Origin of the sequence: Pseudomonas sp. KBN12P06040 (assembly GCF_037574965.1) — a bacterium.
Taxonomy (GTDB): Bacteria; Pseudomonadota; Gammaproteobacteria; order Pseudomonadales; family Pseudomonadaceae; genus Pseudomonas; species Pseudomonas aeruginosa.
Genome location: NZ_JBBELS010000001.1, coordinates 3,098,414 through 3,121,237 on the forward strand (window position 1 = coordinate 3,098,414; position 22,824 = coordinate 3,121,237).

The 22,824-nt window shown below is 62.3% G+C and carries 17 protein-coding genes; 8 read left to right on the forward strand and 9 right to left on the reverse strand.

The features are described from left to right. Positions 1-48: 48 nt before the first annotated feature. The 7 genes from VQ067_RS14655 to VQ067_RS14685 form a co-directional block, all read right to left on the reverse strand. On the reverse strand, positions 49-1,011 hold the full coding sequence (locus tag VQ067_RS14655; protein WP_033991336.1) for a WD40/YVTN/BNR-like repeat-containing protein: 963 nt from the start codon (positions 1,009-1,011) through the stop codon (positions 49-51). A 10-nt stretch (positions 1,012-1,021) separates the two neighbouring features. Then, positions 1,022-3,424 (reverse strand): efflux RND transporter permease subunit, encoded by a 2,403-nt coding sequence (locus tag VQ067_RS14660; RefSeq protein WP_023094735.1) that lies wholly within the window; start codon positions 3,422-3,424, stop codon positions 1,022-1,024. A gap of 8 nt (positions 3,425-3,432) precedes the next feature. Beyond that, the gene (locus VQ067_RS14665; protein ID WP_003089183.1) at positions 3,433-5,079 is read right to left on the reverse strand and encodes a DUF1302 domain-containing protein; all 1,647 of its coding nucleotides are present in this window, start codon (positions 5,077-5,079) and stop codon (positions 3,433-3,435) included. A gap of 23 nt (positions 5,080-5,102) precedes the next feature. Then, positions 5,103-6,527 carry a DUF1329 domain-containing protein gene (locus tag VQ067_RS14670; protein ID WP_033953450.1) on the reverse strand — a complete coding sequence of 475 codons (1,425 nt, stop codon included), beginning with the start codon at positions 6,525-6,527 and terminating at the stop codon, positions 5,103-5,105. A gap of 555 nt (positions 6,528-7,082) precedes the next feature. Next, positions 7,083-7,730 (reverse strand): hypothetical protein, encoded by a 648-nt coding sequence (locus VQ067_RS14675; protein ID WP_023910721.1) that lies wholly within the window; start codon positions 7,728-7,730, stop codon positions 7,083-7,085. 110 nt (positions 7,731-7,840) lie between these two features. Continuing rightward, complete coding sequence (locus VQ067_RS14680; RefSeq protein WP_023091817.1) at positions 7,841-9,208, reverse strand: NAD(P)/FAD-dependent oxidoreductase; 1,368 nt, start codon at positions 9,206-9,208, stop codon at positions 7,841-7,843. A 61-nt stretch (positions 9,209-9,269) separates the two neighbouring features. Beyond that, positions 9,270-10,157, reverse strand: a complete 888-nt coding sequence (locus tag VQ067_RS14685) for a phytanoyl-CoA dioxygenase family protein (RefSeq protein WP_019485409.1) — start codon at positions 10,155-10,157, stop codon at positions 9,270-9,272. Positions 10,158-10,636: 479 nt separating this feature from the next. On the opposite strand from VQ067_RS14685, the gene VQ067_RS14690 reads away from it, so the two are divergent. The 8 genes from VQ067_RS14690 to VQ067_RS14725 all read left to right on the forward strand — a co-directional run bounded on the left by VQ067_RS14690 (position 10,637) and on the right by VQ067_RS14725 (position 20,529). Beyond that, positions 10,637-11,218 carry a TetR/AcrR family transcriptional regulator gene (locus VQ067_RS14690; RefSeq protein ID WP_003089176.1) on the forward strand — a complete coding sequence of 194 codons (582 nt, stop codon included), beginning with the start codon at positions 10,637-10,639 and terminating at the stop codon, positions 11,216-11,218. A 365-nt stretch (positions 11,219-11,583) separates the two neighbouring features. After that, a complete protein-coding gene (locus VQ067_RS14695; RefSeq protein WP_016253449.1) occupies positions 11,584-13,110 on the forward strand; it encodes a flavin-containing monooxygenase in 1,527 nt (508 codons plus the stop codon). Further along, entirely contained in the window at positions 13,107-13,982 is an 876-nt protein-coding gene (locus VQ067_RS14700; protein ID WP_003089172.1) for an alpha/beta fold hydrolase, read from the forward strand. Before VQ067_RS14695 ends, VQ067_RS14700 begins: the two co-directional genes overlap by 4 nt. A 234-nt stretch (positions 13,983-14,216) precedes the next feature. After that, on the forward strand, positions 14,217-15,374 hold the full coding sequence (locus VQ067_RS14705; protein WP_023094040.1) for an iron-containing alcohol dehydrogenase: 1,158 nt from the start codon (positions 14,217-14,219) through the stop codon (positions 15,372-15,374). Between the two features lie 12 nt (positions 15,375-15,386). Further along, a complete protein-coding gene (locus tag VQ067_RS14710; protein ID WP_317951597.1) occupies positions 15,387-16,718 on the forward strand; it encodes an APC family permease in 1,332 nt (443 codons plus the stop codon). Positions 16,719-16,796: 78 nt separating this feature from the next. Beyond that, a complete protein-coding gene (locus VQ067_RS14715) occupies positions 16,797-18,221 on the forward strand; it encodes a gamma-aminobutyraldehyde dehydrogenase (RefSeq protein WP_009876410.1) in 1,425 nt (474 codons plus the stop codon). A gap of 45 nt (positions 18,222-18,266) precedes the next feature. Continuing rightward, a complete protein-coding gene (locus tag VQ067_RS14720) occupies positions 18,267-19,520 on the forward strand; it encodes an aspartate aminotransferase family protein (RefSeq protein ID WP_003089166.1) in 1,254 nt (417 codons plus the stop codon). 88 nt (positions 19,521-19,608) lie between these two features. Further along, positions 19,609-20,529, forward strand: a complete 921-nt coding sequence (locus tag VQ067_RS14725; RefSeq protein ID WP_011666656.1) for an NAD(P)-dependent oxidoreductase — start codon at positions 19,609-19,611, stop codon at positions 20,527-20,529. A 278-nt stretch (positions 20,530-20,807) separates the two neighbouring features. Here VQ067_RS14725 and VQ067_RS14730 read toward each other — a convergent pair whose 3' ends face one another. Both VQ067_RS14730 and VQ067_RS14735 read right to left on the reverse strand, forming a co-directional pair. After that, positions 20,808-22,466, reverse strand: a complete 1,659-nt coding sequence (locus VQ067_RS14730) for a cation acetate symporter (protein WP_011666657.1) — start codon at positions 22,464-22,466, stop codon at positions 20,808-20,810. Continuing rightward, the gene (locus VQ067_RS14735; RefSeq protein WP_003089157.1) at positions 22,463-22,786 is read right to left on the reverse strand and encodes a DUF485 domain-containing protein; all 324 of its coding nucleotides are present in this window, start codon (positions 22,784-22,786) and stop codon (positions 22,463-22,465) included. Before VQ067_RS14735 ends, VQ067_RS14730 begins: the two co-directional genes overlap by 4 nt. Positions 22,787-22,824: the final 38 nt, after the last annotated feature.

Consider the following 22,824-nt stretch of genomic DNA (forward strand, 5'->3'; position numbering starts at 1 on the left):
CCAGGCCCAACCGAGTCCCCGGACAAGCAAAGAGGCCGGTGAACACTTTCATTCCTGGCGGGGCATTACTCCGCGACGTGAAAACAGCAGCGGCGTGCCGTCGGCGTTGAACAGCGCCGCCGTCAGCGAGAGGCCGTCAGCCGTCGGTGCTTCCTGGAAACTGTTTCCACCATCCCTGCTCCGTACCTTCAGTCCGTCAAGCCCGACCGCCAATACCCGCGCGCCAGCCACTGCTATGGATGTGACAGAGCCCTTGCCTTGCGTTGGCACTCTGCGAAAAGCCTTGCCATCGGCAGAGCCCTGCAACAGGGTGCCACGCTGACCACCCAGCAGCAGACGCCCATCGGCCAGCACCGCGCCAGACCACAGGGTGCCCTCATAGCCGGTATCCAGGTAACGCCAGTTCTTCCCCTGGTCGTCGGAGCGCAGCACCTGCCCATGCTCGGCCGTGGCGTACAGGCTGCCGTGGTTGTCGGCAAACAGCCCCATCAGGTTGAGGTCGGCCCGCTTGGCTCCTGGAGGCGCTTGCAACGGCTGCTCCGTCCATGCCTTGCCGCCATCCTCGGTGGTCAGCACCAACGACCAGAGGCCTACCGCAACGCCCTGCCGGGCATCGAAAAAGTGCACGGCGAACAGCGGCCGGTCTTCTTCGCTCGACAGGCGCTGGACCTGCCAGGATTCCCCGCCGTCGGCGGTGGACAGGATCGCGCCCCAGTGACCCACCGCCCAGCCGTGCCTGGCATCCACGAAGGACACACCCGTCAATGGCGTGGATAGTGGGACCGAGCGTGCCTGGCGCCACTGCCTGCCCTGGTCGTCGGACAACAACACGACACCGTGGTCGCCCACGGCAACCACCCGCTCTCCGGCCCAGCCGGCGGCCAGCATGGTGGCCTGCGTGGCATTGCCCGCCTGCACGGCCGGCACGGCCTGCAACGGCGCGGCCTGGAGAGACATCAGCGGCAATCCTGCTGCGAGCAAGGCCGCGGTGAGTGAAACCCTGAACTTCATGCTTCTCTCCTCAGTGCACCAGCGCGCCGATCATGCGCACGGGACGTTTGCGCGGGAACGCCCGCTCCAGCCACACGGCGAAGGCCGGCAGTACGGTCATGGCCATGACCATGTTGACGATGAACATGAAGGCCAGCAGCTTGCCCATGTCGGCCTGGAACTTGAGCTCCGAGAAGGCCCAGGTGGCCACGCCAACGGCCAGGGTGATGGCGGTGAAAATGGTGGCGACGCCCACCTCGAGCAGCGCGTACTCCACCGCCTTGGTGATCGTCTGGCCATGGGCCAGGTGCAGTTGCAGGCGGTTGTAGATGTAGAAGGCGTAATCGACGCCAATGCCCACTGCCAGCACCATCACCGGCAAGGTGGCGATGGTCAGGCCGATCTGCAGCTCCTTCATGAACCAGTAGCCAATGAAGGTGCCGATGGTCAGCGGCAGGCAACACACCAGGACCGCCCGCAAGTCGCGATAGACCACGAACACCAGCAAGGCGATGGCGGCATAGACGTAAAGCAGCATGGGGGTTTCGCTCTTCTCCACCTCTTCGTTGATCGCTGCCAGGACGCCGGCGTTGCCGGAGGCGAGGCGAATCGAAATGCCTGACATCGGATACTCGCTGCGGAAGGCCTTGGCGGCGTCCACCACTCGGTTGATGGTCGTGGCCTTGTGATCGGCCAGGTACAGGTGCACGGCCGACATGCTGCAATCGGTGCGCATCAGCCCGGGGGTTCGCGCAACCTCGGTGGCCAGCGCGGCGTAGTTCATCGGGTCGATGGGCACCGCCGCCATCTTCGGGTTGCCTTCGTTGTAGCCCTCGTTGAACTGACGCATGGTGGTGGAAAAGGACGCGACCGAGAGGACGCCGGGCACCCCCTGCATGGCCCACACGAAACGATCCTGGTACTGGCCCAGGGCAACATCCTCGCAGGCCACCTCGGAAGGAGCCTTGTCGACTTCGAACACCACGCTGAGCCAGTCCAGGCCAATGTCGTAGTTGCTGGCGATGGAGACCGCGTCGCGATTGAAGCGCGAGTCCTCGCGCAACTCCGGCGCCCCCGCCTGCAGCGTGCCGACGACGCGGTCATGGCTTTGCCAGATCGCCGCCAGGAACACCGCCAAGGCTGCGCCGAGCACCCACTGCGCCTTGCGTGGCTCGGCGAGCCGGGCCAGGCCCCGCAGCCAACGGCTGCGACGCTGCCGGGAAACCTCCTGGGCGGCTGCATACTTGTCGTCGACGCGCAGCAACGACGCCATCAACGGCAGCATCACCAGGTTGGTGACGATCTTGTAGGCCACGCCAAGCGAAGCCGTGATCGCCAGTTCCCGCACCATCGGGATCGGGATCAACAGCAGCGTCACGAAGGAAACCAGCGCGGTCACCAGCGCCAGCGTCCCGGGAACCAGCAACCCGGTGAAGCTCGAGCGTGCCGCCTCTTCGGCGCTCTTGCCGATGGCGATCTCGCGCACGATGAAGTTGATTTGCTGCACCCCATGGGAAACCCCGATGGCGAACACCAGGAAGGGCACCAGCACTGCCAGCGGATCGAGCCCGTAGCCCAACAGGCGCAGGCTGCCGAACTGCCAGACCAGCGAGGCCAGCGAACAGACCAACGCCAGCAAGGTGAAACGCAGCGAGTGGCAATACCAGTACACCGCCCCCGCCGTCAGCAGCAACGCCAGCAAACAGAACTCCAGCACGGCTGAAGCTCCGTCGGCGATGTCGCCGATCTGCTTGGCGAAACCGATGATCTGGATTTCGAAATCGCCGTCTTCGAAGCGCTGGCGGATCTCTTTCTCCAGCCGATGGTTGAAGGCAACGTAGTCCAGATGGGCGCCCTGGCTATCGTACTCGTTGAGTTCCACCGTGATCATCGCGCTGCTCTGGTCCCGGGAAACCAGCGTACCGATGAAGCCGCCCTGGGCAGTGGAATTGGCGATCTTCGCGATGATCCGGTCATCCAGGTGCTCGGGAGAAACCGTTCCGGGTACCAGCGGATCAGCACGAAAACCTTCCTCGGTGATTTCGTTGACGAAGGCGTTGGGCGTCCACAGGGAGCGCACGCTGCTGCGCGATACTCCCGGGAGGAAGGTCACCGCCTGGGTGACGTCATACAGCCGCTTCAGGCCCGGGGCGCTCCAGATATCGCCCTCTCGGGCCTTGACCACGATGGTCAGTCGGTTCGCCCCCAGCAGGTCATTGCGGTAGGCCTCGAATGTCTCGATGTATTCGTGGCCTACCGGCAATTGCTTTTCGAAGCCGGCATCCATGCGCAGCTGTACGGCGAACCAGCCCATGATCAGCGTGAATACCGCCAGGCTCGCCAGCACCAGCCGGCGATGCCTGAACAACACACCTTCGACATATGACAACAGGCCACGTGTCGGGGCCTCAGGTAGCTTTACAGAACCGTTCAAGGCAAGCCTCACAAGGTGCGGGAGATCGCGATGCCGACATAATCGCGGTCACGATAAAGCTGGTCGTAGGGCGTCTCACCGCCCATGAACTTCGCGTAGTTGAGGGAAATCTGCCAACTGGCCGGGTTCCGCACGAAGTTCAGGTACAGGTTCATGCTGCTCGCGTCCTCGGTGAAGGTTGCGCTGAGGTTCGGTGTCCGTCCTCCCAGCGACCGTGCATAGAAGACGCCTGGCGTGACCTGCCAGCCCGGCAACAAGGTGCCGTCATAGGTCAGGCTGAAGTCCAGGTTGATCCCCGAGGAGGTCTTGTCGCCACGGGACTTCGGCGCTCTGGCAGGATCCAGCTGCCAGGCATTGAGCCCCGCGGCGAGCGGTTCGCCATTGACCTCGTCATGCAGCCCCGGGTACTTGATGACCACCAGTTCGGTCAGCAAGCTGCCCGTGCTGGCCCCGCTGAAATCCAGAAGCGTCGGGGAATTGGACGGCGTGAAGCTGTACAGGCCGGTCAGGTGCCACTGGAATTTCTTCTCGTCCTTCCAGCATTTGCCGCCGTTGCCGGTACACAGGTCGATGACCGGGTTGAGCATGACCGAGTCCTTCGGCCGGTACGACAGCTCCGTACCGACGGCCCAGTCACCGATCGGCATGTTGGCACTGATGCCGTACATCATCCGGTCTTCCTGGTACTCCCAGGTCGGTGCCGCCGCGAAGGTGTTCGGGTCGAGAATGGCGACACGCAACGATGGCAACTTGTCGTGATAACGCATTACGTAGAAGCCATAGGCGACGTCGCTGTCCTCCGGCTGCCAGCGCAGCGAAAGGCCCCACTGGCCGCTGTCACGGGCGTCCTTTTCGGAGAATCCATAGTCCCCCCTGCCCTCACCCAGCGCGTTGGTGGTGGACCAGTAGCTGCCCACCGGCGGCAATTCGCTCTTGTTCCAGCGGAATTGATAGTAGGCCTCGACGTTGACACCCGAACCCAGGCCCGACGCGACACTGAGCATCGGCGCCGGCAGCACGGCCTCCTTGAGCTGCACGCCGGGGCGCGCCAAGGCCTGGTAATCGTAGGCGTTGGTATTGTTGATGCCACCGGCCACGAACAGGCTTTCGCCCCAGTTGATCACCTGGTTGCCCAGGCGTGCGCGGACCCGCTGCCCGCCCACGTCGAAGCCTTTGCTCACCCACAGGTCCAGCAGGCGGGCCTTGAACGCGAGGTCGTCGCGGGCGTCGTCGCTCAGCCCGTTGCTGCCGACGCTCTCCGGGGTGTTGAACGACAGCGTGCCGGTGGTATCGGTGGCAGCGAAGTCGCGGATCCAGGTGCCGCGCGCCATGAAGGTGATGTCCTCGGGCATCTTCAGCAACAGCTCATGGGTGCCCTTGAGGTAGTTGGTGAACATGTCGCCGCGGTCGTAGTTCAGGTCGCCCTGGTCGGCCACGCCGGAGCTCTGCGCCAGGCAGCCGGAGGGCGCGTTGTGCCCGGTCGGTCCCTGGTTGATCAGGTTGCAGCCCCGTGACTCGGTACGCAGACCCATGCCTGCGGTGATCGTGGAGTCGAAGGAGCCATTGAGGGTTTCGGTTTCGAACGTGAATCCCATTGCCAATGGGGTTGTGCACGCGATGACAAGGCCTGAGGCTTTCGTAATTATTTTTTTCATGCTGGCTCTCGATCTGACGTCGGTTAGCGCTCGCTGATGGCTCGCAGATTGTCGGAGGTGAAGAAGTCACGCTTCAGGCGGGGGGAGCCGTTGTCTTCGGTGAGCCAGCGAATATCGTTCTTGCCCGCACCGATCGAGGTCATGTCGAAGAGGTAGCGGCCATCCGCCAGGTTGTACTGGACCTGGGCCTGGACGTCGCAGGCGCCTGTCTCGTACACGGGAATCGAGAACCCTTCGCGCACTTTCCAGATCTGCCCTTGCTTGTCGTAGTCCACCGCCAGCAACGGGTTCCAACTGTCCTCGTCGATGTAGAACATGCGCTTCGGCGCCTGATGGCGCATGCCTTGACGGACATTGGCCTCGACGACCCAGACCCGATGCAGCTCATAGCGACGCGACTGCGGCGCGATCGAGTCGTTGCCGGCAAACGTCTCCACCTTGGCGCCAGTGTCGTAGGCACCGAAATCGTTGTAAGGCACCAGCAACTCCTGCTTGCCGATCAGCTTCCAGTCGAAACGGTCCATGGTGCCGAAGAAGACGTTCGCCTCGTCGACGGTGTACTGGTTATCCAGGCCGATCTGTGGCGCATCGTAGGAGTACGACGGCATTCGCCGCACGCGGCGCTGGCCGGGGAAATAGTAGAAGGTCGTGGCCTGTTCGCCGGCCACGGCAGTCTGTACCGCGGACTGGCCGGCCAGAGCAGCCGGCTCGAGGTAGTTGAAGAAGGTCGCATTCTCCAGGCGGCCAACTGACGAGAAGAGCGCACTCCCCTTTTTCCCCCAGGGCGTGAAGAAGAAGGTATCTGTCGACTGACGTAACCATTCCCCCCCTTTGCGTGGAGAAATTCCGGAAATGGTCCGGGGAATTTCGACGCCAACGCCGCGGTAGCGCATCTTCATGTTCCACATCACCTCGGCACCGGTACTCGGCATGGGGAACGGGATGCCCGGAACGTGAGCCTCGTCCAGAGCGAGGCCGGCAGCATCGAGCTTGGCGAAACCAACGTTCTGCCGGGTGTTCTCGACCACGAAGTCCGGAGCGCTACAGGTCCGACGGGTCGGATACACATCCATGCGATAGCCGGGAACCCTCTTGAACAACTCGACCTGTCCGGGGGACAGCTTGCTCGAGTGTTGCGCGAGATTGTTCGCGTCGATGCTGTAGAGCGGCTTGTCGCCCTTGAACTTCCAGTGCTCTCCTCGCACCTGGCCGTAGCTCCATCCCTCGTCCTGCTGTCCAGGCTGCGTCCAGGCAGGAATATCCCCGCTTGCACTCGCTGCGATCTCCCCGCCCAAGGGGGTCAGTTTCGACCCCAGCGCCTCGGGGCCCTGGGGCGCAGCCTGGACCGAACAGAGCACGGTCGATACCGCGAGGGTCATGAACAACTGCTGCTGGAAAACACGACGGGTGGGCGCTTCACCTTCCAGCCGTTCAGTTACATCTTTCATTGGATGGCTCCTCACACAGGGCATGGACCGGTTGCTCGACCTCCCAAGGGGAAGAAGTCGGCTCCTGTCGATAATGATCATTTGACCTGATCAATTGACCATGTCGGACGATCATGAGGCAAACCATATGCCAGTTCTCTTTCATGTTTTTTTAATTGTTATAAATCAGGCGGTTATGGAAAAAGTTCTGTTCCAGGCCCAGTGCCCTGTGCACCACCTTGGGAAGTAAAGAAACATGTGTTACCTGGAGATGCTTGGTAACAGGGCACAAGAGAGCTTGAGGGGAACTTTCGTAGGTATCGGCTCGGGCATTTTTAATTGTCGTTTCGCCTCGAGTCAGAGGGAGCGATCGGATATGACCGGTCATGAATCGAGCAACTTTATCCGACAATGCACGCTCCGCGTGCGGAGCGGGACTATAGCGGATGTAATGCCTGCAAAAAAAACCGCCCCGAAGGGCGGTAAAAGGCAGGGCCAGGGCCTGCCATGGAGTTACAGCAGAACAGTTCTGCCAGGTTGTCGGATCAGAAAGAAAAACTTGTCGCGCCGTATTGTTTAGCGTGGACGAGGAAACGCTTGGCCGTATACCTTGTTCGAACGCTCCAGCGCACCATAGGCATAGTACAACTGCACCATGGAATAGGACCAAGCCAGGAAGGCCATGGTCATGAAGACCATCTTCGTGTCGTCTCCCGGAATCGGGAAGAAGTCATACCTGAGCGCTACTACCAGGCCCGCCAGCCCGCCAACGATGGTGGCCAGAGTATGGAGGGCTTCGCCTGCACGAGCCAGTTGCAAGGTGAAGTAGCAAAGATACAAGGTATAGGCTGACCACATGAATACATAGAAATAAGGGAGGAATCCCTTGATGATTCCAGACAGGAAATAGACGCCGGTAGCGGCAAAGCCAGCTACAAAAATGAGGATATCCTTGGCGGGCGACGGTTTGTAATCGTGGGTAACTGCCATTAGCCCGAGCGTAGCGATAACTGGCACTCCCACCCCTCGCGAAAAGGCGTCGAGAAAGATCGCGATGTTGTAGTTGGCTTGCCAGCCGGTGGCTATGAATGTAGTGAAGTTCGATGCCGAGATACCTACGATCAAGAACTCCAGACCAAGCAAATAGTTTTTCCGCCTGATGAATGCAGCGCCATAAAACAATCCGGAAATCACCAGGAGAATACATGAGAGCAGAGCGAACAAGTCTCTCGGTTCCACGTTAGCTGCCCCTTCAGATAGAGTTGTATCGATGCCTTGTGTCTAATCGGTGCAAGGGAGCACGGGCATATCCCCATTAACTCCCCGCATCGTTATCAGCCGTTCAAGGCTTTGTCTTTGCGCACTTTCTTGTCGGTCCATGCATCCAGTAGCCTGGCGGCCGCAAAGGCCGACTTTATGGCGCACCATTGAAGTGGCTCGGGTAGCATGGATGGCGTCTTGTGTTCCAGCGCCGCTAGCAGCGGAGGCTCTCCACCGCCGATTCGCTCGGCGAAAAGCGCGCCCATGAGCGATTGAGTGGCAAGGCCATGCCCTGAACATCCCGCCGTATAGAAGATGTTCTGCCTGGCCCCTGTCACCCCGACCACGGGGAGGAAGTCGTAGGCCCCGCTGATATACCCGCTCCAGCAATGCCGAATGGCAAGGCCCTGCAAGGAAGGAAAACGCTCGCGCAATACTCGCGACAACGCGGCGTAGGCGGCGTGGTCCGGAATATTGGGTGTCTTCGAGCCGTAGGCATAACCCAATTGCTTCACGGTCAGCAGCAGGGTGTCATGGGCCGTCAGGCGATGACTTTCCATGGTGTAGTGCGGCGTAATGAGGCCTTCACGCTCTTGCCAACCCAGGGACGCCAGTTGCTCCGCCGATAGTGGCTGGGTTTCGATTGCCGAAACCCGGATCGGTGCAACCTTGTTGCGTAGCACTCCCAGCTGAGGCGTGTAGGCGTTGGTCGCCAGAACCATTACAGGGGCGGTGGCGATACCCTGGGCCGTATTGCAGGTAATCACCTGTCCTTCACAGTAGGAAAGCACCGGTGTGCGTTCGTACAATTTCACGCCAGCCTTGATTGCCGCACGACGCAGGCCGTTGACGTACTTTCCCGGATTCAAGGTGCCGCCACGCTGCTCGCTGCCAAACAGGAATGCGGGCGGTATGCCTCGCGCGCGCATCTCGGCGCTATCCACGAAGCGAGTGACAGAGCCCAGCGCGTGGCCAAGCTCCATGTTCGCTCGCAGTCGCTTTTCCTGGCTGGGATGGACGGCGGCCCGGATGATTCCCGAGGGCGTGTAATCGCAATCGATGTCCAGCGCAGCCAAACGCTCTTCCACATAAGTGACGGCCTCGTCATAGAAACCGACGAACTTACGTGCCTGCTCAAGCCCCACTCGCTTGACGAAAACCTCGCATTCTATGCCCATGCTGCCGAGCAGATAGCCGGCATTGCGCCCGCTGGCCCCGAAGCCTGCGAACTGCTGTTCCAGAACGATGACGTTCGCTCCACGCGCCCTTAGTTCCAGCGCCGTTGACAGGCCGGCGAACCCGGCGCCGACCACGACTACGTCTGCGTGCTCGTGGCCTGTCAGCGCCGGCTGCAGGTCGTCTGGCTGCTCCACCCATCCGCCAAGGCTGCGGAATCTCATGGGTTCGGCATTGTTGCGTGCCGCTCCGTTGAAGGCATTCATTCACATCACTCCCGGGTTGCCGGACGTTGTTCCTCTCATGGGCCGATCCATGGCAGTGCCGCTAGAATCCCTTCCCTGCCTCGGAAAAGGAGGGCATGCCCAGCAGCTCTTGCGGGTCACGCATCTGACCATCGATCTCCACCCATCCCAGTAGCGTGGAACTGGCACTCCACCCCAGCAGACGCTGCATTTGCGCGGGGAGTTGCCGAACGCGCTCGACGGGTATGGAAAGGAAGTGGTTTTCTTCCAGGCGCAGGAAGGCCAGGTCGTAGGCCATGGTCAGGCCTGTGCGAGGAGCGTCGGATCTGTTGGCGCCACCGCCGTGATATACCGATCCCAGCCAGAGAAGCGCAGTGCCTGCCTTCATTTCTGCGCCGATGGTTTCTTCCTGGGTGGGCATACGTTCGTCATCCCATTGATGACTGCCAGGAATGACCCGCGTCGCGCCGTTCTCTTCGGTGAAGTCGGTAATCGCCAGCATGAGCTGCAAGCGAGCCTCGCGACCATACTGCGGATGCCGCCAGAGCGAAGTGGCATCGTCGCGATGCAGGGGTTGAAGACCTTGTCCAGGCCCGATCTGTATGGCCTGGGTCATGCTCAGTTGGATATCGGGCGTGATCTCGACCCGATCGTTCCCTACCCAGACATGGGTGGGAGTCTGCAATACCTGCTTTGCCGTCTCGAGGAACAGGGGGTTCAGTGCCACTTCCACGGCGGAGTCGCTTTTCGCCAGGATCCGCGCGGTACGTCGAGTCTGGGTGCCGGCGAAGTAAGGGTCCATGCCGCAGGGGGTAACGCCCAGATAGCTGTCCAGGTCCTCGGTAAGAGACTTCAAGGTTTCTTCCGAGACGAAGTTGGAAATAGCGACAGCGCCATCACGCCTGATGATTTCCACTACCTGCTCGATCGGGGTGTCGCAGCTGACTGTCGTCAATCTTCGCGTACTCATCTGATGCCTACCTGTGTGGTGTTGTCATTGTTCTGCAGGGCCTCCGCAATCAGCCTCAGCCCATGAGCGTTCACTCTCATGCGGTCAGACCGCCCTCTCCTTGCGCCTGGCGCGGAAAGGAGGTTTGATCATACGACATGATCACGTGATCAAGTCAAACGATTAATAATTCTGCGTGGCATCTCGGCGCTCAGGAAAGGCCTGCCGAATCAAGATGCGGCTCTACGCGGGTTCGCGCTGGCGATAGCGGATTGCCCAGGCTCGATCCTGTTCCGCTTCGGCTACGCATCGCCGGCGGTCGGAGCGAAACATCTGGAGAGACAAAGGGTCGCTGCCTTGGTCTTCAGGCGTGTCGACTCATGGATTGGAGAACGGCCATGCGTTAGCATTCGTCCCGGTCGACAGCGGACCAGTCGCCTGGCGGCCCGGTCGACAGCGGACCAGTCGCCTGGCGGCAACACCGAAGAAGGAGAAGCTGAATGGCTCGAGTGGGCGCCGAAGTGCGCAGGCAAGACTTTATTGAGGCCGCCGTGAAGGTGATCGCGGAATATGGTGTGGCGAATGCCACTACCCGTCGCATCGCGGCCGCGGCGAATTCTCCATTGGCCTCCCTGCACTATGTCTTCCACACCAAGGACGAATTGTTCGACGCGGTCTATGAATCCCTGATAGACACGCCACAGCAGTCCTTGCTGCACGTTACGGCGGGAGCCACGGCGGCAGACTCGGTAGCAGAGATATTGCGCCAGTTGGTCGGGTGGTTCACCACGCATCCGCAACTGGCGACTACGCAGTTCGAGCTGTTTTTCTGGAATCTGCGTAACAACCCCGCGATGGCGAGCAAGATCTACACCGACTCCATCGAAGCGACGAAGCAGGCCATCGAACAGGTCGCTGGCTCGGTGCTGGACCAGGAAGCGCTGGGCACTGTCAGTCGCTTGCTCATCAACCTGTTCGATGGCTTGCTTCTCGCCTGGTCCGCCCATGGTGACCAGGAGCGGCTGAATGCCGAGACCGAAGCCGCCTGCCAGGCTGTGAAGCTGTTGGTGGCCAGCTTCTGATCTTTTCGAAGGCGCATCTCTAGAGAGGGGCATGGTGACACGGTTCGCCGTGCCCCTGCTCTTCGGGCCTCTTGCCAGTGCAGGTGCGACGCCTCTTCTAGCTCTCCTCTCCCCGCCTCCAGCGGAATCCTGGGCGGCCACCTCGCCCGGTCTCCTCCTCGTAATCCTGCAAGCTGACTGTGCGCTTCTCGTCCATGGATCAGGCCTTCCGCCATGGCCTGGTGTGGCACCTAGGTGCAAATAAACCCAAACCGATGGAAACCTGGTGCATTTCGCACCTTGTACCAGCAACTCGCTCGCGTCTATTCTGGTCAAACGATCAAGTCAAAAGATCAAGTCTCTATAACACAACAATAGGAGGCGACATGTCCTCTCACACTGCTCTTCCAATTGAGCCGCTCGATGTTCTGATCATAGGAGCCGGTGTGTCTGGCATCGGCGCTGCGGCTTACCTTCGACGTCACCAACCGAACAAGGTGTTTGCGATTCTCGAGTCCCGGGAGCGAATGGGCGGCACCTGGGACCTGTTCCGCTATCCCGGCATACGCTCCGACTCCGACCTGTACACCTTCGGCTTCGACTTCAAGCCTTGGACCAAGGCGAAATCTCTGGCGGATGCCGCCGACATTCTCGAATACCTGCGAGAAGCCGTCGCTGAATACCAGTTGGACCCCTTCATCCAGTACCGGCAGAAAGTGGTCTCGGCGAATTGGCAGAGCGACAAAGGGCTGTGGGCAGTATGCGTCGAGGACGGCCACACGGCAGAAACCCGCACCATCGAATGCCGCTGGCTGTTCAGCGCAGGCGGTTACTACCGTTATGACCAAGGCTTCAGCCCACGCTTCGAGGGCGCGGAGCAGTTCAAGGGGCAAATCATCCACCCGCAACACTGGCCCGAGCGCTTGGACTATCGGGGCAAGCATGTGGTGGTCATCGGCAGCGGCGCAACGGCGGTGACCCTGATTCCCGCCATGGCCGACGAGGTCGCCAGCATCACCATGTTGCAGCGGACGCCCTCCTATATCGTCAACCAGCCCGCCAACGATTCCGTTGCCGCTTTTCTTCGCAAGATTCTGCCGGCGCAAACCGCCTACTCACTGACGCGCTACAAGAATGCCAAGATCACCCTGGTCTTCTGGCGATTCTGCCAGCGCTTCCCCGGGCTCGCCCGCAAGCTGCTCATATGGCTGACCCGTAGAGAATTACCGAAGGGCTATCCGGTCGACGTTCATTTCAACCCACCCTACAAGCCCTGGGACCAACGCTTGTGCTCGGTTCCCGAAGGCGATCTTTTCAAGGCCATCAGTGCAGGTAAAGCCTCGGTCGTTACCGACCATATCGAGCGCTTTACCGAGTCCGGTGTCTTGCTCAAGTCCGGCACGGAACTGAAGGCCGATATCATCATCACGGCCACCGGTCTGAACGTGCAGTTGTTCGGCGGTATCGCCCTGCACAAGGATGGCGAGCCGGTAGTGTTGAGCCAGACGCTGGCGTACAAGGGCACGATGCTTTCCGGCGTACCCAACTTTGCCTTTGCGGTGGGCTATACCAACTCATCCTGGACGCTGAAAGTGTGCCTGCTGTGCGACCACTTCTGTCGCTTGCTGGGCTTCATGGACAGCCAGGGCCATAACGTCTGCGAGCCGAAGGCGCCGGATGGTGTCGAAACCCGTCCCCTGCTGGATTTCGGGGCCGGATATGTCCAGCGGGCATTGGATAGCATGCCGCGCCAGGGGCCTCGCGAGCCCTGGGTGATGTCGATGGATTACTTCCGTGACATCAAGCTTTTGCGCCGAGGGAAGGTCGCCGACGAATGCCTCCGGTTCAGCACGGTGCCTGACGCCTACCTGCACAGAAGCGTGGCGCTTCAGACTCAGGGCGGCGGGCGATGACTGCGGATCGGTTCTGCGAGCTACCGGGCAAGCGTAGCCTCTGCTATCGCAGCCACGGTCCGGAAACCGCGCCTGCGGTCATCCTCATCGTCGGCCTGGGGCTGCAATTGATCTATTGGCCTGAAGCGCTCATCGCCGGTCTGGTCGAGCGGGGCCTGCGCGTGATCACGCTGGACAACCGTGACTCGGGCAGGTCTTTCTTCACCGAGGTTACCCCGCCCACGACCCTGCAACAGTTCTTCCGTAAACCGACTGCGGGGTATGACCTGGGCGACATGGCCGACGATGTGATCGGCCTCATGGATGGCCTGCGCCTGGGTGCGGCGCACGTCGTAGGGATGTCGATGGGCGGCATGATCGCCCAGACACTTGCCGCTCGTTATCCGCAGCGAGTCATGAGCCTGGCGTCCATCTTCTCGACGACAGGATCGCTGCGAGTAGGCCAGCCAGCGTTCAAGACCATCTTGCAGCTTCTCCGGCGCCCTCCCCGGAACCAGCAGGAGAGCGTTCGCGACTATGTGGAGATCATGCGTTCCGTCGGTACGACGCTGGAATGGGACGAGCAGGCCCATCGCGACTACGCCATGCAAGCCTGGGAACGAGGCGGCGGGGAAGCGAGCAACCTCGGGATGGCGAGGCAGATCGGCGCCATCATCAACTCGGGCGACCGAACGCAGGAACTCCAGCGAATTCGCTGCAACACGCTGGTCATCCATGCTGAGAAAGACCTCATGGTCGCCACCAGCGGAGGCTTCGCCACGGCGGCGGCCATTCCCAGGGCACGCTTGGTGCTGTTGCCGGGAATGGGGCATGACTTCCCCGCCTGCCTGACAGGAACGCTGCTCTCCCTGCTCGCAGGCCAAATGCATTAGGACGGAACATCCCTTCAGGGGCGGGTGGGTGGGTGCCGCCCCTCTTTTTACACCTCGGGACTTGCATGGGGCTTTTCGAAGTTCGTGCTTATCCAGGCCCACATAAGACAAAAAGGTTCCCGGTTGATTCTCGACCGCAGAGCCATGCATCACACGCCGGAGCCGTTGGTTCGCCCTGCGCGTGAATTCCTCCACTGCCGTTCAACAACGACAAAAATCGAGCAAGAGGTACGTATGGAATTCAAGTTCTTACTCCCCGCCAAAGTCGTGATGGGACCCGACCTGCGTGAGCGCACCGGCGAATACCTGCGGGAACTCGGCATGGCGCATGTGCTGATCGTGACGGACGCCGGGGTAAAGGCCGCAGGCCTGTTGAATGGCGTGTATGCCAGCCTGAATGAGTGGGAGATCGCGTTCGACGAGATATCGGACGTCAAGGCAAACCCTCGCAGCGAAGACATCAACCAGGCGGCGCAGCTGTATCGCGGCAAAGGTATCCAAGGCCTGCTGGCCATCGGCGGCGGCAGCGCGATGGACGCGGCCAAGGCGATCAGCCTGCTGCTGACCCACGAGGGTCGGATCGAAGACTACGAGGGCTCTTTCACCCTCAGGCACGCCATCCCGCCTATCGTCGCCATCCCGACCACCGCCGGAACCGGCAGCGAAGTGACCTGTTTCTCGGTGATCACCGATACCGCCCGGCATTTCAAGATGAGCGTCCAGGATTACCGGGTGGGCCCCGTTCTGGCATTGCTCGACTCCCGCATTCTCGACACGCTGCCTGCATCGATTGCCGCCGCAACCGGCATGGATGCCCTCACCCACGCCATCGAAGCCTACACCTGCCGCGTGTCGAACCCGATCAGCGACGGGCTGGCGCTGCATGCCATCCGCCTGATCAGCCAATACCTCAGGCCCGCCGTACTGGAGCCGGACAACCTGCATGCACGCGAGCAAATGCTGGTGGCCAGCCTGATCGCCGGCATGGCCTTCGGTAACGCGGACGTCGGCAGCGTGCACTGCATTTCCGAAGCCATCGGTGGCATGTACGACACGCCACACGGCGTGGGCAACGCGATCTTCCTGCCCTTCGTGTTCGGCCATAACCGCGACGCCGACATCACCCGCCACGCGCAGGTCGCCTATGCACTGGGTATCGACCCCAACCTCTCGCCGGCCGAGGCCGCCGAGGCCGCCGTTGGCTACCTGTTCCAGATGAGCAAGGACCTGGGCATCCCCCGCTTCGCCGAGGTGAAAGGCGTGCGCGAGGAAGACTTCCTGAGCATCGCCGAAAAGTCGAAGAAGAATTTCTCCGACGGCAGCAATGCCAAGCAAATGACGGTGGAAACCTACCGTGAAATCGTCGCCGCCGCTTACCACTACGTAGCGTGAAGGAGGCCCGTCATGAGCGAATCAATCGCCGGCGCTTCATTGAAGCGCACGCTGGGTCCGTTTTCCGTTCTGCTGTTCGGTCTGGCGTTCCTCGCTCCGTTGATCGTGTTCGGCACCTATGGCGTGATCACGCAGGCCAGCGGCAACACCACGGCGATGGCCTACCTGATCGCGGCAATCGGCGTGGTGTTCACGGCCTTGAGCTATGGCCGGCTGGTCAGGGTGTTCCCGGTCGCCGGTTCGGCCTACACCTATACCCGCAAGATGCTGAGCGCGAACCTCGGCTTCATGGTGGGCTGGGCCGCCCTGCTCGATTACTTCTTCATCCCGATGCTGATCTGGCTGCTCGGCGCCAGCTACCTCAACATGGCCTTTCCAGAGGTGCCGCAATGGGTGTGGATCATCGGCTTCATCGTCTCCACCTCGCTGCTTAATATCCTGGACATCCAGGTCGCCAACCGCTTCAACGTGCTGTTGATGGTCGCGCAACTGGCCATCATCGTCGTGTTCATCAGCCTGTGCGTGCACTACATCGTCGCGGCCAACGGCCCTGGCGGGCTGCTGTCGGCCAAGCCGTTCTTCAACCCGGACGTGTCCTTCGCCACCAGCATGGCCGGCGCCGCCATTGCCGCGTACTCGTTCCTGGGCTTCGACGCGCTGTCCACGCTCAGCGAGGAGACCCGCGACCCGGGCCGGACACTGCCGCGCGCGATCCTGCTGGTCGCATTGATCGGCGGCTCGGTCTACGTCGGCTCGTCGTACTTCATGTACCTGGCGCATCCCTCCCCCGCCTTCGAGCATGTGGACGGCGCCGCCTTCGAGATCGCCCGCATGATCGGCGGCGACCTGTTCTTCGGCGTGGTCCTGGCGGGGATCATCATCGCCCACTTCGCCGCAGGCATGTCGTTCCAGGCCAGCGTGGGCCGGCTGCTGTACGCCCTGGGGCGGGACAACCAACTGCCGCGCAAGCTGTTCGGTGCCCTGCATCCTCGCTACAAGACCCCGGCCTTCAACATTCTGCTCTGCGGCATTTTCGGCTGCGCGGGTTTTGCCCTGACGATCGCCACCGCGACGTCCCTGGTCAATTTCGGCGCGTTTCTCGCCTTCAGCGCAGTCAACCTTTGCGCGTTGCGGCTCTCCTTCGATACCCGCCTCGGAGACGGGGCGGGCTTGCTGCACGGGGTGCTCTGCCCGCTCGTTGGCCTGGTCACGGCCGGGTGGATGCTGGTCAGCCTGGATAAAGACGCGCTGATCATGGGCTGTAGCTGGCTGGGCCTGGGGGCGGTCTATCTCGCTTGCCGGACCAGCTTCTTCCGCAACCCGGTGCCCGACGCGCTGGCGTAGCGACCACCCTTCTATCGAACGCTCTGACAACAACCACAAGGCCGGCTTCGAGCCTGCCCTTCAATGGCGAGAATCGATATGCAAACCAAACTTCTGATCAATGGTGCCCTGGTGGCCGGCGAAGGCGAGAGCCACGCGGTGTACAACCCGTCCCAGGGCAACGTCCTGGTGCGAATTACCGAGGCCAGCGGCGCCCAGGTCCATGCCGCGGTGCAGAGCGCGGATGCGGCCTTCGACGCCTGGTCGCAAACGCCGCCCAAGGATCGCGCGGCCCTGCTGCTCAAGCTTGCCGAGCGCATCGATGCCCAGGCGCACGTGTTCGCTCGCCTGGAGGCGGACAACTGCGGCAAGCCTTTCAACGCCGTGCTGCTGGACGAACTGCCCGCCGTGTCGGACGTGTTCCGTTTCTTTGCCGGCGCCGTGCGCTGCCTGCAGGGCTCGGCGGCGGGAGAGTACGTCGCGGGGCATACCTCGATGATCCGCCGCGACGCGGTAGGCGTGGTCGCCTCCATCGCGCCGTGGAACTATCCGTTGTTGATGGCAGCGTGGAAACTCGGCCCGGCATTGGCCGGCGGCAACACCGTGGTGCTGAAACCGTCGGAGCACACGCCGCTGAGTACCTTGAAACTGGGCGAGCTGCTTGCCGAGATCTTCCCCGCCGGCGTGGTCAACATCGTCCACGGTCGAGGTGCCTCGGTGGGTGAGCCGCTGACCAGCCATGCCCAGGTGCGCATGGTGTCGCTGACCGGCTCCGTGCGCACCGGCAGCCGGATCATCGAAGGTACGGCCGAGAGCGTGAAACGCATGCACATGGAGTTGGGGGGCAAGGCTCCTGTACTGATCTTCGACGATGCCGACATCGACGCCGCCGTCGAAGGCATCCGCGCCTTCGGCTTCTACAACGCCGGCCAGGACTGTACCGCCGCGTGCCGCCTCTATGTGCAGAAAGGGGTCTACCAGGAGTTCGTTCGCAAGCTCGGCGAGGCCGTATCCAGCATCCGGTGCGGGCTGCCGGACGATCCGGCGACCGAGATGGGACCGCTGATCACCAAGGAGCATCTGGAGCGTGTCGAGGGGTTCGTGAACCGGGCCAGGGAGTTGCCGCACATCGAAGTGGTCACCGGCGGCAAGCGCGCCGAGGGTGCCGGCTTCTTCTTCGAGCCGACGGTCCTGGCCGGCGCTACGCAGGAGGATGAGGTGGTGCGCCGCGAGATCTTCGGCCCGGTGGTGACCGTCTCGTCGTTCGAGGATGAAGCCCAGGCGCTGGCTTGGGCGAACGACTCCGATTACGGCCTGGCGTCTTCGGTATGGACCGCCGATGTGGGGCGCGCTCATCGCCTGGCCGCCCGCCTGCAATACGGCTGCACCTGGGTCAATACCCACTTCATGCTGGTCAGCGAAATGCCCCACGGCGGGGTCAAGCTGTCCGGCTACGGCAAGGACCTGTCGATGTACGGCCTGGAAGACTACACCGTGGTGCGCCACGTGATGTTCAAGCACTGACCGCCCACACCCCGGACTACCCAGATCATTTTTCAAGAGGTTTGCATGAACAACATCGAGACGTTCGAAAGGCTCGAGTCCAACGTGCGGATGTACTGCCGCGACTTGCCCCTGGTGTTCGATACCGCCCAAGGCAGCAGGATCCGCGGCGAAGATGGCCGCGAATACCTGGACTTCTTCGCCGGCGCCGGCGCCCTGAACTATGGCCACAACGACCCGCGCATGCGCGATGCGCTGATCGCGTATCTGTCGGCCAACGGCGTGACCCACGCCCTCGACCTGCACACCACCACCAAGCGCCAGTTCCTGGAAGCGATCGAGCGCGACCTGTTCAAGCCACGCGGCTGGGACTACAAGGTCCAGTTCACCGGCCCGACCGGTGCCGACGCCGTCGAGGCGGCGTTGAAGCTGGCGCGCAAGGCGACCGGGCGTACCAAGGTCGTATCGTTCTACGGGGCTTACCACGGCATGACCGCCGGCGCCCTGGCCGTCACCGGCAACCGCACTCGCCGTGGTCCCGGGCTTTCCACCGACGTGGTGTTCGTGCCCTACGAAGACAGCCCCTATGGCGAATTCGACAGCATTGGCTTCCTCGAGCGCCTGGCCAACGACCAGGGCAGCGGCTCGGAGCTGCCGGCGGCGGTGATCGTCGAGTCGGTGCAGATCCAGGCCGGCGTCTACCCGGCTTCCAACCAATGGCTGCAACGCTTGCGCAAGTGGACCACCGACCACGGCGTGCTGCTTATCTGCGACGAGATCCAGGCCGGTTGCGGCCGCACCGGCGACTTCTTCGGCTTCGAGCGCTCCGGGGTGGTGCCGGACCTGATCACCTGCGCCAAATCGATCGGCGGCTTCGGCCTGCCGATGGCGATCGTGTTGCTTCGTGCCGGGCTGGATGTATGGCAACCGGGCGATCACATCGGCACCTTCCGCGGCAACCAGTTGGCGTTCCTGACCGCCCGCATCGCGCTCAGCTATTGGCACGATGAGCAGTTCCTGAAATTGCTGGCCGACAACTGCGCGGCCATGGAGCGCGCGGTTGCCGGCTTTGCGGAAATTCCAGGCGTCGCGTCCGCGCGTTGTCGCGGCATGATCGCCGGCATCGATTTCGGCCGCGGCAACGTCGAGGTCGCCAAGGACGCCCAGCAGCGCGTGCTGCAAGCGGGCGTGCTGGTCGACCGCTGCGGCCCGAATGGCGAAATCATCAAGCTGATGCCACCGCTGAACACTCCGACCGACCAACTCGAAGACGGCCTCAGGGCCTTCGGCGAATCGGTCGCGGCAGCGCTGGGCGAATAGCTGCCAGGGTCACCCTTCGGCCTGTGTTGAAGCGCAGGCCGGAGACCTGTTGGACATCAGCCAGAACAATAATCAGGAGACCTCGAGCGTGCGTGAACACAATGATGAAAGCGTCGAGTTCGAAGTGTCCGTGATCGGGCTCGGAGCCATGGGAACCATCATGGCCCAAGCGTTGCTCAGGCAAGGCAGGCGCGTGGCGATCTGGAACCGCTCACCCGGCAAGGCCGCGGCGCTCGTCGCCGCTGGCGCTCACCTGTGCGAGAGCGCCGAAGCCGCGCTGGCTGCAAGCCCGGCCACGATCTTCGTGCTCCTGGACAACCAGGCGACCCGCGAGGTGCTCGGGATGCCAGGTGTGATGCAGGCACTGGCCAACCGTACGATCGTCGATTACACGACCAACGCCCAGGACGAGGGTCTGGCGCTTCAGAGTCTCGTCAACCGCGCGGGCGGCCATTACGTCAAAGGGATGATCGTGGCCTACCCGCGCAACGTTGGTCGTCGCGAAAGCCACAGCATTCATACCGGTGATCCTGAGGCCTTCGAACGGCATCGGGCGCTGCTTGAGGGGCTTGCCGGTCATACGACGTTCCTCCCCTGGGACGAAGCATTGGCCTTCGCCACCGTGCTCCACGCGCATGCGTTTGCCGCGATGGTGGCTTTCTTCGAGGCCGTGGGGGCTGGTGTCCACTTCGGCCTGCCGCCTTCGAAGACCGCTCGGCTCATGCTCGACACGTCGCGCTTTTTCGTCGCCGATGCACTCGAGGAAGCGGTCCGTCGGCTGGAAGCGCAGGATTTCGCAGGCGATCAGGCGAGGCTCGATGTGCATGCCCAGGCCTTCGCCCATATCGCCGGAGCCCTGCACGCACAAGGGGCCTGGACGCCGGTCTTCGACGCGCTGTGCCAGGCCGTGCAACGCGCGGCAGCCATGGGCTATGGCGATCAGGACATCGTAGCCGTCACCCGCCTGTTCGCCCGCGAATGCGACACCGCAAGCGCGGCGGGACAGTGACTGCGCTGCGCTTCTAAGGTCCTCGTGGATAGCGCCCGAAGAAAAAATCGCTGGAGAATCATATGCGCCGATTCGGTTTTCTACTGGCTGTCCTTGTACTGGTCATCTTCCTGAGTGCACTGTTTTCGAAGCCTTCCGTCGTCAACCGCGGGACGGCTCAGCGCATGGAGCACTACCCCACCGTCGGTATCGGAGACATCTTCCGGGGGCACTAGCCAGGCCTCGGGCGACAGACAGCCTCAAAGCCTGCCACCCGTTCGACAGCGACCGTGTGCGCCTCAGTGGTCTATGGCTCCGCTGGCGCCAAGGCCGGTCTGGCCTCGTACGTACTGGTCGGCGAAGGCTGCCCTTTCCGCCATGGCCCGCGTGGTCCGGTCCAGGCGGGAAACGCCATACGCCACCAGGAACGCCAACGGCATGGAGAACAGCGCAGGCTGGGTATAGGGGAACAGCGGCTCGGCGAAGTGCAACACATCCACCCACACCAGCCTGGAGAAAACCACGAAGCCCATGGCGCTGAACAACCCGACGTAGCCACCGGCCAACGCGCCACGGGTGGTCAGCCCGGACCAGAACATCGACAGGAACAGCACCGGGAAGTTGGCCGAAGCGGCGATGCCAAAGGCCAGGGCGACCATGAAGGCCACGTTGATGTTCTCGAACACGATGCCCAGGGCTATCGCCACCAAGCCAAGGCCCAGGGTTGCCAGCTTGGTTACCCGCAGCTCCTGCGCCTCGCTGGCCGCGCCCTTCATGATCACCCGCGCATACAGGTCATGGGCGATAGCGGACGCCCCGGCCAGGGCCAGGCCTGACACCACGGCCAGGATGGTGGCGAAGGTCACGGCGGAGAGGAAGCCCAGCAGCAGGTTACCTCCCACTGCCTGGGCCAGGTGCATGACCACCATGTTGCCCCCGCCCAGCAGCTTGCCTCCCGCCTCCCCGCCCTCGAAGAACCGGGGCTGCTGGCTGACGATCACGATCGACGCCAGGCCCAGCAGGAAAATGACATTGAAGAAGTAGCCGATGAACCCGGTGGCGTAGAGCACCGACTTGCGCGCCTCCCGGGCATCGCCGACGGTGAAGAAACGCATCAGGATGTGCGGCAGCCCGGCGGTGCCGAACACCAGCCCCAGGCTCAGCGATAACGCGGTCAACGGGTCGGCCAGCAAGCCACCAGGGGCCAGCAGGCGTTCGCCCAGGGCATGGCTATCCATCGCCTGGCTGACCAGCCTGTCATAGCTGAAGTCGAATTCGCGCATCGCCAGGAACAGCACCAGCGAGCCGCCGACCAGCAGCAGGAATGCCTTGACGATCTGCACCCAGGTGGTTGCCACCATACCGCCGAAGGTCACATACAGCATCATCAGCGCACCGACGATCACCAGGGCGATCTGGTAGTCCAGGCCGAACAGCAGCCTGATCAACTGCCCGGCCCCGACCATCTGCGCCACCAGGTAGAAACACACCACGGTCAGCGAGCCGATGGCGGCCATGGTGCGCACCTTGCCCTGGTCGAGACGGTACGAGGTGATGTCGGCGAAGGTGAAGCGGCCCAGGTTGCGCAGCCGCTCGGTCATCAATAGCAGCAGTACCGGCCAGCCCGCGAAGAAGGCGATGAGATAGATGTAGCCATCCATCCCGGAGCTGTAGATGAGCGCGGTGATTCCCAGCAGCGTGGAGGCGGACATGTAGTCGCCGGCCAGCGCCAGGCCGTTCTGCCAGCCCCGGATACCGCCACCGGCGCTATAGAAATCCGCCGTCGAATGGGTCCGTCGCGCCGCCCACCAGGTGATGCACAGGGTGAACAGCACGAACACCATGAACATGCCGATGGCATGCAGGTTGAGCGGCTGGCGCTGGCCAGCGTCCAACGCGGGCGAGGCCGACAGCAGGCCGGAGTGCAGCGACAACGCCAGGGGAAGGAGCTTCTTCATGCGCCCTGCTCCTCTTCCAGCCCAGCGACCAGAGCCTGGGTCAGGCGATCGAATTCGCCGTTGGCGCGGTACACATAGAGCGCCGACAAGGCACAGAAGAACACGAACAGGAACACGCCGGCCGCGACCCCGAAGGTCATGTTCGAGCCCTGCGCCAGACGCCTGGCAATCAGCTCGGGGCAGAACGATACCAGCGCGATGTAGCCGTGGAACGTAGCCAGGATCAGCAGGAGCAGGCTCAGGGTGAAACGGTTTCGGCGCGCCACCAGTTGCTGGAACCGGGCACTGGCGCGGATACGCGCGTATAGCAGGCTGGACATGGGACACCTCGGGCAACCTAGTTATTGTTATGGAATGT

Coding starts and splice junctions, on each gene's coding strand:
- VQ067_RS14655 (WP_033991336.1), bottom strand. CDS start 1,011: ATGAAGTTCAGGGTTTCACTCACCGCGGCCTTGCTCGCAGCAGGATTG.
- VQ067_RS14665 (WP_003089183.1), bottom strand. CDS start 5,079: ATGAAAAAAATAATTACGAAAGCCTCAGGCCTTGTCATCGCGTGCACA.
- VQ067_RS14670 (WP_033953450.1), bottom strand. CDS start 6,527: ATGAAAGATGTAACTGAACGGCTGGAAGGTGAAGCGCCCACCCGTCGT.
- VQ067_RS14680 (WP_023091817.1), bottom strand. CDS start 9,208: ATGAATGCCTTCAACGGAGCGGCACGCAACAATGCCGAACCCATGAGA.
- VQ067_RS14685 (WP_019485409.1), bottom strand. CDS start 10,157: ATGAGTACGCGAAGATTGACGACAGTCAGCTGCGACACCCCGATCGAG.
- VQ067_RS14690 (WP_003089176.1), top strand. CDS start 10,637: ATGGCTCGAGTGGGCGCCGAAGTGCGCAGGCAAGACTTTATTGAGGCC.
- VQ067_RS14695 (WP_016253449.1), top strand. CDS start 11,584: ATGTCCTCTCACACTGCTCTTCCAATTGAGCCGCTCGATGTTCTGATC.
- VQ067_RS14700 (WP_003089172.1), top strand. CDS start 13,107: ATGACTGCGGATCGGTTCTGCGAGCTACCGGGCAAGCGTAGCCTCTGC.
- VQ067_RS14705 (WP_023094040.1), top strand. CDS start 14,217: ATGGAATTCAAGTTCTTACTCCCCGCCAAAGTCGTGATGGGACCCGAC.
- VQ067_RS14710 (WP_317951597.1), top strand. CDS start 15,387: ATGAGCGAATCAATCGCCGGCGCTTCATTGAAGCGCACGCTGGGTCCG.
- VQ067_RS14715 (WP_009876410.1), top strand. CDS start 16,797: ATGCAAACCAAACTTCTGATCAATGGTGCCCTGGTGGCCGGCGAAGGC.
- VQ067_RS14720 (WP_003089166.1), top strand. CDS start 18,267: ATGAACAACATCGAGACGTTCGAAAGGCTCGAGTCCAACGTGCGGATG.
- VQ067_RS14730 (WP_011666657.1), bottom strand. CDS start 22,466: ATGAAGAAGCTCCTTCCCCTGGCGTTGTCGCTGCACTCCGGCCTGCTG.
- VQ067_RS14735 (WP_003089157.1), bottom strand. CDS start 22,786: ATGTCCAGCCTGCTATACGCGCGTATCCGCGCCAGTGCCCGGTTCCAG.